We start from the raw sequence: 15,740 nt of genomic DNA, 5'->3' as shown, positions 1-15,740 counted from the left end.
TGATAACTGTTCACAGATTATTTGTCTTTACCAAATTGTAATTGATAAACTATGTCTTCCTTTTCTGTTTCAAGTTTCAAATCAGAAAGGGGTTTGGCAACACAAAGTAATACGTAACCTTGCTTTTGCAAATCTGGACTAACGCCCATACCATCAGTTTGATCCACGGTTCCCTGGCTTATTTGACCGGCGCAAGTTGTGCAAACACCTGCATTGCAAGAACTCGGCAGTTCCAAACCAGCAGCATCGGCAACTGATAAGATCGTTTCATCTTCGGGAACTTGCAAAGTATGAATTTTGCCTTGATGATTAATTTCTACGGTGTAAGTTTTGGGCATAGACAAAAGAAGGTGATTCTACGGGCAAATATATTAGTTTATCTGAATTAGTTAAAAATATCCAGATGTTACTATAAGAATTTAGGTAAAAGGCAGTTGACCAGGATTTAGTAAGAGAAGCGATGAACTCTCTTTATAGTTTATTTGGTACAATCCGCTAAGTTCTCAAAGCCGCCGGAGCTAATGTGGGTGCTTCTCGTGATTCAGTGGAAGGAATTGCGTTGGCGCAGCCCGCACTTCGACACCTTTCGGCTTCGCGGTAGTTGAGCGCAGTCGAAACTCAAGGCAAGAAGCTCAGTGACCCACCGCAGGCATCGCTGTAAATCAACAATATACACTATGTATCGATGATTGCACTCACAAACAAACTTTGGTCATCAATGTTACAACATTAGGCTTACGGCTTTACTGTTACAGCAAAATGTAACCCTAAAGCATCCAACAAAGAATTTAGACTGTAAAACTCAATTTCGCCTTTCTCTAATAGCATCTGGTCAAGTTTCTTGTAAAGTTGCTTGACTTGTGCAGAAAGCCGATCGACGCCACCATGCGCTTCTATGACATTTTTCAATGCCTTACTTAACATTTTCGGATCGCTTTCTTCTAAAACAACTTCAATATAAACTGCTGCTTCTAGTGGATTTTTTAAGTCTTGAATCAGTTTTTCGTGATAGCTGGTACTTCTATGCATCATCTCTACTCCTATAGTCTTTCCAATATTCCTTGGCTTTAGCAATATCTTTATCTTGAGTGCTTTTATCGCCACCACACAAAAGAATAATAATTGTTGACCCTTCCTGCCCAAAATATATGCGGTAGCCAGAACCATAGTCTATTCTAAGTTCAAAAACACTATCACCAACTGATTTACAATTACCTAAATTACCCTCCTCTACTCGGTCAAGCCTTGCTCTGATTTTAGCCTTTGCTTTTCTATCCCGCAGAGAGTCAAACCACTCAGAAAAAATATCTATACCATCAAATCTTAAATAATTCCTGATTTCTTTTGGTTGAACTTCCATGTTGAAATTTTCCCAAATGCGCGATCGCATTATCAGCGATCGATCTAGGGTGCGATCGCGCCCGTTACTGCAACAATATGATTTAAAGCTGTCACGAACAAACTTTGGTCATCAATGTTACAACATTAAGCCTTAAAGCTAGAACATTAAGCCTTAAAGTTACAACATTAAGCCTTAAAGCTAGAACATTAAGGCTTAAAGCTAGAACATTAAGCCTTAAGGTTACAACATTAAGGCTTAAGGTTACAACATTAAGCCTTAAGGTTACAACATTAAGGCTTAAGGTTACAGCGATGCCTGCGGCGGGCTGCGCCAACGCAGTTGACATAGAAGACAGACCATTTGTAGGGGCACAGCAATAGACTTCTTGGCATTTGTTGGGAAAATGGGAAAGGGTTCTGTATTGTCCCTTTACCCTTTTCCCCCTCTTGCAGAGGTCTAATGCTGTGCCCTATTGTCTGTTGCTTAAACGTAATATTATTTTGCTGAAAATCAAACTTTGAGGATTAAATTCCGAGAAATCACGGACATCAATAAAAACTTTTACTCAAAAATGCGCTTTTTGCTGAACCAAAATCCAGGTTAATTGAGACAAAATAGCTTTGTAAAGCTTTGAAAGTTGTAAATTTATGACTCGAAAAAAACGTACTTCCCTGGTTCTAAAAAAAGCTGAGTTTAGAGTTGCCGGACTAAAAGCGGTCGATCAAAATATCAATTTCGATGATACTTACAACCTGCAAAACCTGACTCAATTAATAAAGCAGTTTCATAATATGCTTGATGATTATAACGCTGCTATAGCTATGATTGACTCTTCTAAAAAAAAGCTAGATGAAATGGAAAAAACCTTAAGTCATGTTTCAGATAAAATGCTGGCAGTGGTTGGCTTAAAGTACGGCAAAAACAGCAATGAATACGAACTTTCAGGCGGGGTTCGAGACAGCGAACGTATTCGTAAAAGCAGATTGACACGGTTAAAATCTAATCAAAATAAAACTTCAGATGAAAATGCAATAACTACCTAGTAAATACTTCTCGGTTAGCGCAATTAGTCGTTGCAGATCCCTCCAATACCCCGATAATTTGGGGGCTTATACCCTCTTTTACCTCCCTTTTTAAGGGGGTCGCCGTAGGCGGGGGGATCTGAATTTAGAACGACTCAACTTTAATAAATGAATCAGAACTACTATATAATAAAAATTTGCCTCAACCCCAAAATTCCGCAATCTTAAAATTGAATGACCCGTTTTATACACGATAAATTCGCCAAAGACTATCTAGAAGAATTATTAAAAAATTACGGCGAAGTCAAAGCATCAGAAAAAGTTTCAGGAGAGATTAAAGAAATAGATGTTTTATTCACTCCTACCAAACAGCAAAGCTCTAATATAGAAATACTAGGTTTGCTAGGAAGATTTGCGGAATATCCTGCACTCATAGAACCCTTCCGTAATCCAGCTTCTACCGATGAAATATGCGACTGTATTCTAAAATTATTAGAAGTAAAGGCTCTTTTACGACGAGAAGCTAAAACTAATAAAACCAAACTTCAGAACTCGGAAATTCCTAAATTGTGGATTCTGACACCTACCGTATCTGAAACTAGGTTGTCTAGCTTTGGAACTATGCAACAAGCAGGTTGGTTACTAGGAGTACATTTTCTGCCAGATGCCTTGCGGACAGCAATTGTAGCGATACACCAACTACCCCAAACACCGGAGACTTTATGGTTGAGGCTTTTGGGAAGGGGAAGCGTGCAGTCACAAGCGATTATCGAGTTGCAAGCGTTACCATTAAATCATCCATACCAAAAAGCAACTCTCGAATTAGTTTACAACTTGCGCGAAAACTTGAGAGTAAATCAAGAATTAGAAGCAGATGATAGGGAGTTAATTATGCGGCTAGAACCACTTTATCAAAGAGACAGAGAACAAGCCAAAGAAGAGGGAAGGCAAGAAGGAAGGCAAGAAGGAAGGCAAGAGGGAAGGCAAGAGGGAAGGCAAGAAGGAAAACAAGAAGGAAAACAAGACTTAATACTGCGTCTACTAAATCGCCGTATTGGTGAAATTGATGCATCATTAATCGGGCAAATTAAAGGCTTATCGATTGAACAATTAGAAAATTTAGGAGAGGCATTGCTAGATTTTTCTAGTGTTGCTGATTTAGAAACTTGGTTAAACCAACAATCAATCTAATTCATTTTGATTGATAAAGAGTTAATTATGCGACTAGAACCACTTTACCAAAGAGACAGAGAACAAGCCAAAGAAGAGGGAAGGCAAGAGGGAAGGCAAGAGGGAAGACAAGAGGGAAGGCAAGAAGGAAAACAAGATTTAATACTGCGTCTATTAAATCGCTGTATTGGTGAAATTGATGCATCATTAATCGGGCAAATTAAAGGTTTATCCATTGAACAATTAGAGAATTTAGGAGAAGCATTACTAGATTTTTCTAGTGTTGCTGATTTAGAAACTTGGTTAAACCAACAATCAATCTAATTTATTATTACTACACCTGGCAACTATAAGTCGCGGCTATACAAACTTGTGTTGAGCATCTCGACTTCGCTCGATGAAGCCGAAGTCGAAATACGAAACCCACCTCTGTGGGTTAAAAATTCTTGATTTACTCTTAGTCCACGGAGGTGGACGAAAGTTTGTGTAGTAGCGAATTTTATTGCCTTATATTTTCCAAAATTTCAGTATAAAAAAGTTGCTAATAACCAATTACCAGTAAGGCTTTCATCATAAAAATAAGCTAAACTCTTATAGCCAAGTATTGCCTAAAAATATTTCATAATTGAAGGGAGAACATCCCAATGGAGAACATAAAAATGCTAGAACAATATCGTAAACACGTTGCCGAAAGAGCAGCACTCGGTATTCCCCCTTTACCATTGGATGCGAAGCAAACCTCAGAATTATGTGAATTACTGAAAAATCCGCCAAAGGGTCAAGAGGAGATATTATTACATTTATTGAGCGATCGCGTTTCTCCTGGTGTCGATCCAGCAGCTTATGTCAAAGCTGGATTTCTCACCGCCATCGCCAAAAAGGAAATCACCAGTCCTTTGGTTTCGCGCATAGAAGCGGTGCAATTGCTGGGCACGATGGTAGGTGGTTACAATGTGCAATCTTTAATCGAACTGCTGCAATGGCCCACCGTATCCCTCTCCGACTCATCCGAAACACCTCTAGTAATGGGCGGACAAGGAAAGGAACCCATCGCCGCCTACGCCGCCAACGCTTTAAGCAAAATCCTCTTGGTGTACGATGCCTTCCACGATGTTTTAGAGTTATCTAAAACCAATCCTTTCGCCAAACAGGTGATTGACTCTTGGGCGGAAGCTGAATGGTTTACCATGCGCCCCACAGTACCAGAAGCGATTACTGTCACCGTTTTTAAAGTTCCTGGCGAAACCAATACCGACGATTTATCCCCCGCCCAAAGCGCCACAACTCGCCCAGATATTCCCTTACACGCCTTAGTGATGTTAGAGTCACGGCAACCGGGAAGCTTACAAACCATTGCCGAATTGAAGAAAAAAGGGCATCCTGTAGCTTACGTTGGAGATGTAGTTGGTACAGGTTCCTCGCGTAAATCTGCCATCAACTCAGTATTGTGGCACATGGGAAATGATATACCTTTTGTGCCAAACAAACGCGCTGGGGGTTATGTTTTAGGTGGTGCGATCGCGCCAATCTTCTTTAACACAGCAGAAGATGCCGGTGCTTTGCCTATTCAGTGCGATGTCACCAAACTAGAAACCGGCATGGTAATTACCATCCATCCTTACAAAGGCGAAATCACAAACGAAGCAGGCGAAGTTATTTCCACCTTTGACCTTAAACCTGATACCATCCTCGATGAAGTTCGCGCAGGTGGACGCATCCCCCTACTTATTGGACGTACCCTCACCGATAAAACTCGTCTTGCACTTGGTTTAGAACACAGCACAGTTTTTACCCGTCCCCAGCAAGCCTTTGATACAGGCAAAGGCTACAGCTTGGCACAGAAAATGGTCGGTAAAGCTTGCGGATTACCTGGTGTGCGTCCCGGCACATCTTGCGAACCCATCATTACTACCGTTGGTTCTCAAGATACCACAGGCCCCATGACCCGCGACGAATTAAAAGAACTCGCCTGTCTTGGTTTCAGTGCAGACTTAGTGATCCAAAGTTTCTGCCATACAGCAGCTTATCCCAAACCAGTAGACATTAAAACCCACCACGAACTCCCCGATTTCTTTGCCTCTCGTGGCGGAGTCGCCCTCCGTCCCCGGTGATGGTATTATCCACTCTTGGTTAAACCGGATGCTGTTACCCGACACCGTGGGAACTGGCGGCGACTCTCACACCCGCTTCCCCTTGGGTATTTCCTTCCCTGCCGGTTCTGGATTGGTAGCCTTTGCAGCCGCCTTGGGTGTGATGCCTTTAGATATGCCAGAGTCAGTATTGGTAAGATTCAAAGGTGAATTGCAACCCGGTGTCACCCTGCGCGATGTCGTGAATGCCATTCCTTACGTAGCAATTCAAAAAGGTTTGCTGACAGTAGAGAAACAGAATAAGAAAAACGTCTTCTCCGGGCGAATTCTAGAAATCGAAGGTTTGCCAGATTTAAAAGTTGAACAAGCCTTTGAACTCACCGATGCTAGCGCCGAACGTTCTTGTGCCGGATGCACAATTAAGCTGAGTGTAGAGACAATTTCTGAATATCTGCGTTCTAACGTAGCGCTACTGAAAAATATGATCGCACGCGGCTATCAAGATGCGCGTACCATGCTGCGTCGTGTGGCAAAGATGGAAGAATGGTTAGCAAATCCCGTGTTATTAGAAGGCGATGCCGATGCAGAGTATGCCGAAATCATTGAAATTGATTTGAACGAAATCAAAGAACCAATTGTTGCTGCTCCCAATGACCCCGATAATGTTAAGTTATTATCGGAAGTTGCTAACGATCCAGTGCAAGAAGTATTCCTCGGTTCTTGTATGACGAATATCGGTCATTATCGGGCAACAGCGAAAGTTTTGGAAGGCGCTGGTGAAGTAAAAACTCGCTTGTGGATAGCACCACCAACGCGCATGGATGAACACCAATTAAAAGAAGAAGGTGTATACAGCGTTTTTGGGGCTGCGGGTGCTAGAACAGAAATGCCAGGATGCAGTTTGTGTATGGGTAATCAGGCGCGAGTTGCTGATGGAACAACAGTGTTTTCTACCTCTACCCGCAACTTCAATAATCGCATGGGTAAAGATGCACGAGTGTATCTTGGTTCAGCAGAATTAGCCGCAGTGTGTGCGCTGCTGGGACGGCTTCCGACAGTGCAGGAATATTTGGATATTGTGGCGAGTAGAATTCATCCTTTTGCAGATGATTTGTATCGGTATTTGAACTTTGATCAAATCGTCGGTTTTGAGGATGAAGGGCGCGTGATTGCGTTGGAAGATATGCCAAGGCTTGAGGATATTTTGGGTATGCCAGCTAGTAGTTTGCGTTAGTAGATAATTAAAGTAGGGTGGGCATTGCCCACCTGACACCATCTAGTAGGACTTTAGCAGGTAAATAAAATAAGATTTTATTAAGATTTATTATTAAAAAGTTATAAATTATCCAATAAAAATAGTTGGCTTTTATACTGTGATAGCTAATATCAATTTTTATACCTACAAGTCTAATAATTTTCCTCTCTTATCGTAAAAATACTTTCAAAAATAAATACTTATGCTAACTAAATGGACTCTTCAGTACTTTAAGTCAGTCTGTGCTAAAACCACACTTGATATGGCTCCGCTAACTATATTTACTGGAGCGAATAGTTCGGGAAAAAGTACTATTATTCAAAGCCTTCTATTAACCACTCAAACGTTACAAAACCCTGTTTCATCTAGGTCTGTCATCTTAAATGGGCATATTTTAAGAATTGGAGCATTCAATGATATTGTCTCAAATAATCATGAATCAAAAAATATTTTCATAGGGTTTGAGCTAACTCCAAGTGTAGATGAGCGTGAGAGTCCTATTACAACATCTATGCGTTTTGATATTACCCGTAGAGTTGAAGCTTTAACATCTATAGATTGCTCTTTTAGCTTTTCAGCTAATGGTTCTGAAAAAGAGAGAGAAATAATACAACTGCAACCACGCTTGGAAGAGTCTAGACTTAAAGTAAATTTTAAGTTGGTAGGCTCACCGAAGGAAGAAGAAGTTTATATTCGCAGAAGCAAAAAAAGTATAAAACAACGTCTACAAGAATATCAATTATCACAAAAACTCCTTCACAAAGTAGAAGTTGCATCTTTAGAATATGAAGTGAAAAAGCTAAGTTACTTGACAAAAGCAAGATATCGTCGTTATTATCGTTTTCATGCAATCGGGCAACCAGTAGGGGCATTGCTCAACCACTTTTTACCAGGAAAAATTTCTATTATTTTCGATGCTGTTGAAGAACAATCAAGACAGTTAGTTGATTTTCTAACTATTCAAGAAGATGAAGAGATATTGTTTTATAGAACAAGAGGCATCAGCATAGATGAGATAAATAATTTATTAAATGAAAATGTTAAACTTATCATTGTAAATACGCTTAAAGAAGCATCTAAAGATATTTATAAGACAGAGAGTTCCAGTAGCAAAACCTTTATTAACAATATTTTAATTTTAGAAAATGACTTTACCATTCAAAACCTATCAAACTGCTATAAATTACCTACTGCTAAAAAAAGAACATTAGCTCAAAAGCTAGCTGAAAAATATGATGATATTCTCAATGCTGTCAGAGCTAATCGCCCTCTAGACAACAGAGTTTCGTATCTTCCCCTACCCGATATTTCAGAACTTGCGGTTGATTATATTCAGGGATTTTTTACTCGTTTTGTGAAATATTTAGGGCCATTACGAGATGAGCCAAAACCAGTTTATTCTCTTGCTGGTACAACTGATTCTAAGGATATAGGTTTCAGAGGTGAACATACAGCTGCTGTCTTGGATGTTAATCGAAATACAAAAGTAGAGTATATACCTAGTGATCAACTAAAATTTGGTAGCAGTGAAACTATCACTAAGGCTGATTTTTTACCAATCGCAGTACTAGATTGGTTGAATTACATGGGAGTAGCTAGTGATGTCCAAACATTGGATAAAGGTAAGCTAGGTCATGAACTCAAAGTTACTACTACAGGTTCTTTATTATTGCATGACCTTACTCATGTTGGAGTAGGTGTTAGTCAAGTTTTACCAATCTTAGTACAATCTTTGTTAGCAGAAAAAGGTTCTACTTTAATTTTTGAGCAACCCGAATTACATTTACATCCTCGTGTTCAAACACGTTTGGCAGACTTCTTTATCTCAATGACAATGCTGAAAAAGCAATGTATTGTAGAAACTCATAGCGAATATTTAATAAATAGACTTCGCTATCAAGCTGCTGCTTCAGAAGGGGAAGAAATATCTAAAAATGTACTTATGTATTTTGTAGAAAAGCATAGTGGTGAGTCTAAATATAGGTCTGTAAAACTTAATAAATTTGGTGTACTTGAAGACTGGCCAAAAGGTTTCTTTGATGAGAATGAAGAAAATGCAAGAGCTATTATAAAAGCTGCTATGGAAAAAAGAAAAAACGAGTCAACTAAACAATAATAAACTTATATATAATATAAAATATGTATAAAATATACCTAGACCCGTATTTGCTTGTTTATCCTCAAGCAAATTCGGGAATTGATGAATTTCAAAACTATATTCATAGCCTAATTTCATGGGGTGAGGAAATACAAAAAATAAAGGAAGCTAATTTAGCTACATTATATTTATCTGCAAAAACTCCTGAAATATTAGCTATCACTAATGGATATCCAGAAAGAAATGAGTTAGAAAAATTGATTGTAGATTTAGACTTACAAAATATAATACACCCTCATGATATATTTATTTTAATTGAAAGCTTTTTAAAGCTTCCTTCTATTGAAGACAGACTTAATATAAATGCAATACTAATCGATAATATACAGTGCGATCCTGTTTTTTACCTTGATGGAAGAAATGAGATTTTTGTACAAATCTATTATGAATTAACAGTTTTAATATTTTTGTTATGTAAAATAGAAAATTTAGACCATAAACATCAAATCATCGTTACCCGCTATATTCAAGCAGAAAATACACAGTTTTTAATAGAGTGTGAAATAGTAGATTGTGAATTTTGTACTAATTCATGCTATGTAAATATTCCCTATGATGTTAGGATTCGTTTACAATCCTTTGTCAATCCGAATAGTTTACATAATTATTTTGATGCCTCAGATATTTGGATTAATGCTAATCAGTGTGAAGAAGTTTATAAAAAAGCTATTACTATTTTTGTTACACAGACAAATAAGCAATTAGAAAAGCCAAAAACTATCGATGAAATTACTTATTGGTTATTTGGTAGCCGTTTATTAAAAAGCTTAAAAGATTTAGGTTTTCTAGATGAACATATAAAAACTAAAATGTTACTTCGCACTTGTGCTGAAATAATTTTAAAACAAAATATGGGTGATACTCATTGGTTGAGAACAGGTAAAGGTGCAAATAATCCTCAGAAAAAGCGTAAAAAAGATGGAGCCAAAGCTTGGAGAAGAGATATTGATCACGAATATCATTTACATTACTGGGAAACAGAGAGTGGAATAGAATTCGCTTCAGTTGTAGTTCATAATGATATGAAGATTCCTGAATAGCTTTTATGAAAAAACAACAATAAAATTATTGTAAGAGTACAAATGTTGTATAATATTTTTAGAGGTCAAAGTGTCAAAATCCGCCGAATTACTAGAACTTATGGTAAGGGTAAAGACCTGCTAGTAATAGAAAATATTCCAGTGATAACCTGTACTGATTGCGGCGAAACTTATTTAACTGCTGAAACTCTTCACAAAATTGAACAAATCAAAACTAACCGTAAAAAATTAGCTGTTGAACGTCCTGTAAAAGTGGCTAATTTTGGATCATAAATAATTGCCAAAATTAAATATTGCTTCAGCTATCCACTTAATACACATCTATGGACTTTTCCACAACAGTTTTGCGAAAGAGTGAGGGTTATTGGGTTGCTTTATGTTTAGAAAATGGACTGGTAGGACAAGGGATAAATCAAAAAGCAGCAATCAAGCAACTTAAAGAAGCGATCGCCTCTTTTTTGGAAGTTTATAAAATCGAACCTAATATCTACCATCCTTCACTCACTATAAAAGAATTACATAAGTTTTTGAAACTGGAATACACTGAACCAGACAAAGTGATAAAATTTTTCACCATAAGCGTTCCAACAGACTGATAATTGTATCTGCAATTGTGTTGCGATCGCACCCCTGATTTCTCAAGTGCGATCGCGATAAACTGTTAAAATCTAATTACCTGACACCAAAATTTTAACAGGTGAACACCAATAGATTTCTACACATAGGAGTTATTAAAATGCTTGAACTTCACAAAAGCTATGTTATCGATGATAATCAACAACCTATTGCCGTACAAATTCCTATCGCTGAATTTGAAAAGATTGAAGAAATTCTTGAGGATTATGGTTTAGCAAAATTCATGGAGGAAGTAGAGGAAGAAAAACCATTATCAAAAGATGAAGCACTAAAATATTATCAATCACTAAAAGAAGAAAATGTGGCAAGTTGAATATACCAAAAGGTTCTTGAAAGAACTTGCTACTTTACCAGTTGAGATTCAAAGCCGGATAGAATCTATTGTCTTTCAAGAACTTGAATCAGAGAATCCATTTGAATTAGGATATCTCGAAAAGCTGAAGGGCTATAGTGATAAATATAAGATTCGAGTTGGTGATTATCGTATTGGCATTACTCTCGATCAAGCAACAAAAACATTAATTTGCCAACGAGTTGCTCACCGCAAAGACATCTACAGAATTTTTCCTTGAAGCACTGTAAAACTTGCTATTGTCATTACTGTATATATACCCTAATACCAGTAAAGCGGCAAATGCTGTGTAACAACAATTTATTGATTTTATATATGTCATTTGCAGTCAAGCTTTAGGAGTACAAAGATAATAATTTTTCACCTAATTAACCATTCTATCAGCGCGATCGCACCCTTGCACTTTGCACACAGACCTAACCCCCTTCCCTACTAGCGTTGGGGGAGAAATCCGGCTCCCCTCTCCGCTTCGGAGAGGGCTGGGGGAGAGGTCAATCTATGCGATCGCGTATGTTCCAAAACAAGGCAACGGATTTGTATTAAGTACGTATGTAATAAGCCTTATGAGGGGAGATCGACGGTTAAGATAATGTCAACTTGATAATACTTCATCAAAGTATCGATCGATTTCTGCTTTGAGTACGTCAAAGTCTACAGGCTTGGTTAAGTGGGATTTGAAACCAGACTTCAGCGCAAGCTGCCGATCCTCTTGGCTACCGTAGCCGGTAAGCGCAATCAGAATTGAGCGAGTAAATTTGGAGTCTTTACTCAGTTCTTGTGCAACGGCGAATCCATCCATTTCGGGAAGTCCGATGTCACAAATAATTACATGAGGCTCAAGCTTCTTTGCAGTTTCTACCCCTAAAATTCCATCCTTAGCAATGGAAACTTCATGCCCAAAATGCTCAAGTAGTGCTTGTAATGATACGGCTGAATCCTCGTTATCTTCAATAACTAAAATTTTCAACGATTTTTTCGCCGTCTCTGTAATTTCTAGTTCGTTGTCCGAGGCTGTAATTTTTTCGCATATAGGGAGAGTGACTTTGAATTCTGCTCCCAAATTTATCCCTCTACTTGAGGCTTCAACATTACCACCATGAAGTTCTACAAGACTTTTTACTACCGAAAGTCCCAAACCTAGCCCGCCCCGCGAACGAGCTAAACTGCGATCGGCCTGGGTAAACGGCTCGAAAAGTTCTGGTAATATTGTCGGGGTCTATCCCTATTCCTAAGTCTCTTACAGATAAGGCCGCCATACTACCTAAGCCATTCTCACCTGGAATAACTGAGAAATCTACCCAGATCGTCCCATCTGGCTGGGAAAACTTTAAGGCGTTATCAAGAAGGTTCCCAAAGATTTGGAAGAAGCGAGTGGAATCAACATAAGCCCACACGGGCGTGTTTGGCAAGTCTTGTACTACGTTAAGATTCCATCTCTTGATTGCTTGTGCGTGGTCATTGAGACTTTGGCGAACCAATTCAACCAGATTAACCTTCTCAAGGTTTAATGAAATCTTCCCATAAGTGATGGACGACACATCAAGTAACTCATCGATCAATTTCGAGAGATGCTTAATCTGGTTTTGCATCATTAAAACTGTTTCCCCAACTGCGCCAGTCTGTCCTAGCTTTAACTTTAGTAGCTGAACGCCGTTGGAGATGGGGGCAACGGGATTCCTCAGTTCGTGAGCCAGCATGGCAATAAATTTGTCTTTTAGGGCATTTTGGTTCGTTAGTTTCTGGAAAAGTTGCACGTTAGCGATCGCAACTGCTGTAGTATCGGTTAAAGTCTCCAGCATTCCGATCTCTTGGGGCGTGGCTAGGTGTTGTGTACTCCAGTAGGCTCCAATCGCACCCATGGGATCGGAAACCCGAATGGGAACCATCACTAAACTTTTAACAAAAGTTACCTTGTACGCCTCAATCGGAATTCGCGCATCCTGGTAAATGTCCTCAATTACGGCTGCTTTTTTATTCAGCATTGCCCAACCGGAGATGCAAGACTTAAGGGGAAAACGCATACCTTTCCAAAGCGGGCCAATGGCGTTTTCATCGACATAGTGGCAACATTCACCATCCCGCAATACAAAAGTTACTCCATCAGCATTTGTGAGATCGCGAGCAGCCAAACGCACAATCTCAATAATTTCTTCAATAGTCCGCACACAAGCCAAATCCTTCACAACGGCAAGCAGCCTGTTGTAAGAGGAAATGCTATAGCTCGGATCTAAATTCTGTTCTTGAGAGATGGAGGTTTGTAGTATATTTTTCATAAAAACTCCGAACAAAAAGATATCTGTATAAAAACTTAGGTAAAGCGGGTAGGTTCAGTAGACACCTACTCTTAATCGTAATCTTAACCTCGATCTTGAGATTACAATCTGTTCCCGCATTTTTACTTTTCCTTATATAGGATGAAATTCCTCAAAATTGCTAAGTAAATATTCGTAATTTTCTTTGATTTATTAATGCAACTTTTGGCGTTTAATCTACGGTGATTACGTAACAGCTTAAACTCGTTATTTAGACGTAGTATTTGCAAGAAAATCGAAGATGCGTCACAATCCCTCGTAGACATGGCCATCGCAGGCAAATTATTTGGCGATCGCTAAATAATACTCAAATCGCTCCCGGAGTTGTTCAACTGTCAGATTTTGAGTCCAGTATTCCACTAGAGCGTGACCAAATGCCCAGGCATTGCGATCGGGTGCAGCGGAATTTTCCAGCAGTAGCGGCCAAAGGGCTAGCAACTCAAAGTTGACCGAGTTGGGGTTGAAGAGTGAGAAAAGCTCATATCCCATTTGCAGTTTGCCAATGACAATCGGCAACTGTTCCACAGGAATTTGCTTTGCCAGCATATACGCTAGGGCTGGAGATCCAGTTGAGAGGGTAGAAACAAACTGAAGGACGGGACTTTTGAGCAATGCCGTTAATCCTTGTGTTGTCGTCATTTGGAAGGTGTAGTGGTCAATGATTTTGGCGGCGGCGACGATGCGAGTTTCTAGGTTGCGCAAAAAGCGGGCGAGACGGAGTTGCTTGGTAGGTGCGATCGCATCCACTAATCCCAACGATAGCGCTTCTACTCCCCAGGCAACTCGATTTGTTTTGCTGTCACTTGTAACCACGGGTAAAACTAGATTACAGAAGTTTCCTAGCAATTTAGCGCGATATTCAGTGGCTTCTCTAATGGCAAATTCTTTGGGACGATCGCCCCATTCCCAATCATAAGGCGGTTGCCATTCGCGGATGGGACGCAGCCGGTCTACCTGAGTAACGATCGCGATCGCAGGTAAATCTGCAATTTCTGCTTTGATGGCTTGCAAAAAGTCCACATCCATTTGCAGGGCAGGATCGAGGGCAGGGGTGGCTAACAACAGCAAATCTGAATTGATGGCATAATCAAGCACCAAGTTTCGGAGTTCGGCACGGTTGACTTGTTCGTAACCAGGTGTATCCAAAAGCGTCAGAGTTTCACCACTTTCAGTTTGCCATTGATAATTCTGAATGCGATCGGTACTGGGTAAAACATCGACGGCTGCGAGATCCGCCTGAAATAGCGTATTAATCAGGCTACTTTTTCCCGATCCGGTGCGCCCCACCAGCAGAATATTCACGGGTTTTTGCTCAACCGCCTCGGCTGGTTGAGCTTGAGTCAGGATGTCTCGGAGTGTTTGAGTTTTTGCCTGGGGTAAAGTTGGCGTGGAAACTACGGTTGCTGTAACTGGTAAGGTGCTACGTCCGTAAAGTGCGATCGCTTGTCGGCATAAGTTTCTCAAAGCAGCTTCCCGGAATAACTGGCTCAAATTCCCCAATAATTGCTGAGTTGCTTGGTTACTAGAACCCTGACTAGCTTGTTTTGCCACCGCCGCCACCGGATTTAAGATCCACTGTGCCCAGTTCCAAGCTTTCCAGAATTTCCGAGCCGATGGTTCCAACTTTCGGTAGACTTCATATCCTTGGTATGCTTGTCCAACCGTCACCTGATTGAGGATCGGGGATAACTTTTGCATCCACTTATCCATATCATCCACCGTTCCCCGAATCAGCCCGTAAGCTTGGGGGACGTAAATATTCAACAGGGGATATTGAACTTCAGGATTGTAGATACGAGCGATCGCTACGACTAAATCCTGGCATCGCGTCCAAAAAGTTTGCCAGTCTTCCCAAATTGGGCGATCGCTTTGTGCTGCTTGGAGAATTTCTTGAAGGGCGGTTTCTGCAAGTTTTGTGGTGTCACTTCCCACAGGTAGCTTTGCTGTATCCTCTGCTGTCGATTCCAGTTCTTCACGGACTTGAGTTAATACAGCTTCCACTTGGTTAACAGCTGGTTGAGTCCATTTGACTAGCAGCCAACGCCAACCAACAAATAAAACGGTGAATACACCCCAAATCCAATTAATGCCCCACGCGTGAATTTGTGAACCGGCAGACACCAGTAAGAAAATGATGATAAACGCGATCGGAATTGCTAAAACGACCCACTGCCAAAGTTTTAACCGCACCATTGCCCCATACCTGCTTTGAAATGTTGGGAAATTCGAGTTTTTGTCAAAATTACTCTTATAAAAAGTCTATCGTCTCTAATGCAGGCAGGATGTTTGGTATTCTGGGATTAATGGTAGACTCCTAATTATTAGGGATAAATGTTTTATTTTGCTGTAGGTAGCTAAATAAA

The 15,740-nt window shown here is 39.9% G+C and carries 13 protein-coding genes and 3 pseudogenes; 11 read left to right on the top strand and 5 right to left on the bottom strand.

Annotated features, from left to right (window positions below; all coding sequences use genetic code 11):
* Nucleotides 1-17: 17 nt before the first annotated feature.
* The 3 genes from NSTCB13_RS15130 to NSTCB13_RS15120 form a co-directional block, all read right to left on the bottom strand.
* Complete coding sequence (locus tag NSTCB13_RS15130) at nt 18-338, bottom strand: 2Fe-2S iron-sulfur cluster-binding protein (protein ID WP_445627859.1); 321 nt, start codon at nt 336-338, stop codon at nt 18-20.
* 397 nt (nt 339-735) lie between these two features.
* Complete coding sequence (locus tag NSTCB13_RS15125; protein ID WP_448273211.1) at nt 736-1,029, bottom strand: helix-turn-helix domain-containing transcriptional regulator; 294 nt, start codon at nt 1,027-1,029, stop codon at nt 736-738.
* Nucleotides 1,022-1,360: a type II toxin-antitoxin system RelE/ParE family toxin gene (locus tag NSTCB13_RS15120; RefSeq protein ID WP_448272848.1), complete on the bottom strand. Its 339-nt coding sequence runs from the start codon at nt 1,358-1,360 to the stop codon at nt 1,022-1,024. The genes NSTCB13_RS15125 and NSTCB13_RS15120 overlap by 8 nt, the downstream gene beginning before the upstream one ends.
* On the opposite strand from NSTCB13_RS15120, the gene NSTCB13_RS15115 reads away from it, so the two are divergent.
* From NSTCB13_RS15115 to NSTCB13_RS15065, 11 genes and pseudogenes are all read left to right on the top strand, one after another.
* Nucleotides 1,359-1,496 carry a hypothetical protein gene (locus tag NSTCB13_RS15115; protein WP_448272847.1) on the top strand — a complete coding sequence of 46 codons (138 nt, stop codon included), beginning with the start codon at nt 1,359-1,361 and terminating at the stop codon, nt 1,494-1,496. The two genes, NSTCB13_RS15120 and NSTCB13_RS15115, sit on opposite strands and share 2 nt — an antisense overlap.
* Nucleotides 1,497-1,989: 493 nt before the next feature.
* Complete coding sequence (locus NSTCB13_RS15110) at nt 1,990-2,385, top strand: hypothetical protein (protein ID WP_448272846.1); 396 nt, start codon at nt 1,990-1,992, stop codon at nt 2,383-2,385.
* 213 nt (nt 2,386-2,598) lie between these two features.
* Nucleotides 2,599-3,555, top strand: a complete 957-nt coding sequence (locus NSTCB13_RS15105; RefSeq protein WP_448272844.1) for a DUF4351 domain-containing protein — start codon at nt 2,599-2,601, stop codon at nt 3,553-3,555.
* A gap of 12 nt (nt 3,556-3,567) precedes the next feature.
* A pseudogene (locus tag NSTCB13_RS15100) lies at nt 3,568-3,858 on the top strand (DUF4351 domain-containing protein); the annotation flags it as partial.
* Between the two features lie 335 nt (nt 3,859-4,193).
* Nucleotides 4,194-6,858, top strand: a pseudogene (gene acnB, locus NSTCB13_RS15095) (bifunctional aconitate hydratase 2/2-methylisocitrate dehydratase).
* A gap of 223 nt (nt 6,859-7,081) precedes the next feature.
* The gene (locus NSTCB13_RS15090) at nt 7,082-8,995 is read left to right on the top strand and encodes a DUF3696 domain-containing protein (RefSeq protein WP_448272843.1); all 1,914 of its coding nucleotides are present in this window, start codon (nt 7,082-7,084) and stop codon (nt 8,993-8,995) included.
* 50 nt (nt 8,996-9,045) lie between these two features.
* Nucleotides 9,046-10,077 (top strand): hypothetical protein, encoded by a 1,032-nt coding sequence (locus NSTCB13_RS15085; RefSeq protein WP_448272841.1) that lies wholly within the window; start codon nt 9,046-9,048, stop codon nt 10,075-10,077.
* Between the two features lie 42 nt (nt 10,078-10,119).
* Nucleotides 10,120-10,350: a type II toxin-antitoxin system MqsA family antitoxin gene (locus NSTCB13_RS15080; RefSeq protein WP_448272840.1), complete on the top strand. Its 231-nt coding sequence runs from the start codon at nt 10,120-10,122 to the stop codon at nt 10,348-10,350.
* 50 nt (nt 10,351-10,400) lie between these two features.
* Nucleotides 10,401-10,673, top strand: coding sequence for a type II toxin-antitoxin system HicB family antitoxin (locus NSTCB13_RS15075; protein ID WP_448272838.1), 273 nt, complete (start codon nt 10,401-10,403; stop codon nt 10,671-10,673).
* A gap of 140 nt (nt 10,674-10,813) precedes the next feature.
* Nucleotides 10,814-11,026: a hypothetical protein gene (locus tag NSTCB13_RS15070; protein ID WP_445627862.1), complete on the top strand. Its 213-nt coding sequence runs from the start codon at nt 10,814-10,816 to the stop codon at nt 11,024-11,026.
* Nucleotides 11,013-11,285: a type II toxin-antitoxin system RelE family toxin gene (locus tag NSTCB13_RS15065; RefSeq protein WP_445627863.1), complete on the top strand. Its 273-nt coding sequence runs from the start codon at nt 11,013-11,015 to the stop codon at nt 11,283-11,285. Before NSTCB13_RS15070 ends, NSTCB13_RS15065 begins: the two co-directional genes overlap by 14 nt.
* A gap of 372 nt (nt 11,286-11,657) precedes the next feature.
* On the opposite strand, the pseudogene NSTCB13_RS15060 reads toward NSTCB13_RS15065, so the two are convergent.
* Both NSTCB13_RS15060 and NSTCB13_RS15055 read right to left on the bottom strand, forming a co-directional pair.
* A pseudogene (locus NSTCB13_RS15060) lies at nt 11,658-13,338 on the bottom strand (response regulator); the annotation flags it as partial.
* 321 nt (nt 13,339-13,659) lie between these two features.
* The gene (locus NSTCB13_RS15055; RefSeq protein ID WP_448272837.1) at nt 13,660-15,570 is read right to left on the bottom strand and encodes a GTPase family protein; all 1,911 of its coding nucleotides are present in this window, start codon (nt 15,568-15,570) and stop codon (nt 13,660-13,662) included.
* Nucleotides 15,571-15,740 lie beyond the last annotated feature (170 nt).

The sequence above is a fragment of the Nostoc sp. DSM 114160 genome (genome assembly GCF_053470305.1).
This window is presented reverse-complemented; position numbering and strand designations above follow the sequence as displayed.

What these genes read in the sequence shown, in the direction of transcription:
- NSTCB13_RS15075 (WP_448272838.1), top strand. Translation starts at nt 10,401, where the DNA reads ATGGACTTTTCCACAACAGTTTTGCGAAAGAGTGAGGGTTATTGGGTT.
- NSTCB13_RS15090 (WP_448272843.1), top strand. Translation starts at nt 7,082, where the DNA reads ATGCTAACTAAATGGACTCTTCAGTACTTTAAGTCAGTCTGTGCTAAA.
- NSTCB13_RS15115 (WP_448272847.1), top strand. Translation starts at nt 1,359, where the DNA reads ATGTTGAAATTTTCCCAAATGCGCGATCGCATTATCAGCGATCGATCT.
- NSTCB13_RS15070 (WP_445627862.1), top strand. Translation starts at nt 10,814, where the DNA reads ATGCTTGAACTTCACAAAAGCTATGTTATCGATGATAATCAACAACCT.
- NSTCB13_RS15105 (WP_448272844.1), top strand. Translation starts at nt 2,599, where the DNA reads ATGACCCGTTTTATACACGATAAATTCGCCAAAGACTATCTAGAAGAA.
- NSTCB13_RS15120 (WP_448272848.1), bottom strand. Translation starts at nt 1,360, where the DNA reads ATGGAAGTTCAACCAAAAGAAATCAGGAATTATTTAAGATTTGATGGT.
- NSTCB13_RS15125 (WP_448273211.1), bottom strand. Translation starts at nt 1,029, where the DNA reads ATGCATAGAAGTACCAGCTATCACGAAAAACTGATTCAAGACTTAAAA.
- NSTCB13_RS15080 (WP_448272840.1), top strand. Translation starts at nt 10,120, where the DNA reads ATGTTGTATAATATTTTTAGAGGTCAAAGTGTCAAAATCCGCCGAATT.
- NSTCB13_RS15130 (WP_445627859.1), bottom strand. Translation starts at nt 338, where the DNA reads ATGCCCAAAACTTACACCGTAGAAATTAATCATCAAGGCAAAATTCAT.
- NSTCB13_RS15110 (WP_448272846.1), top strand. Translation starts at nt 1,990, where the DNA reads ATGACTCGAAAAAAACGTACTTCCCTGGTTCTAAAAAAAGCTGAGTTT.
- NSTCB13_RS15055 (WP_448272837.1), bottom strand. Translation starts at nt 15,570, where the DNA reads ATGGTGCGGTTAAAACTTTGGCAGTGGGTCGTTTTAGCAATTCCGATC.
- NSTCB13_RS15065 (WP_445627863.1), top strand. Translation starts at nt 11,013, where the DNA reads ATGTGGCAAGTTGAATATACCAAAAGGTTCTTGAAAGAACTTGCTACT.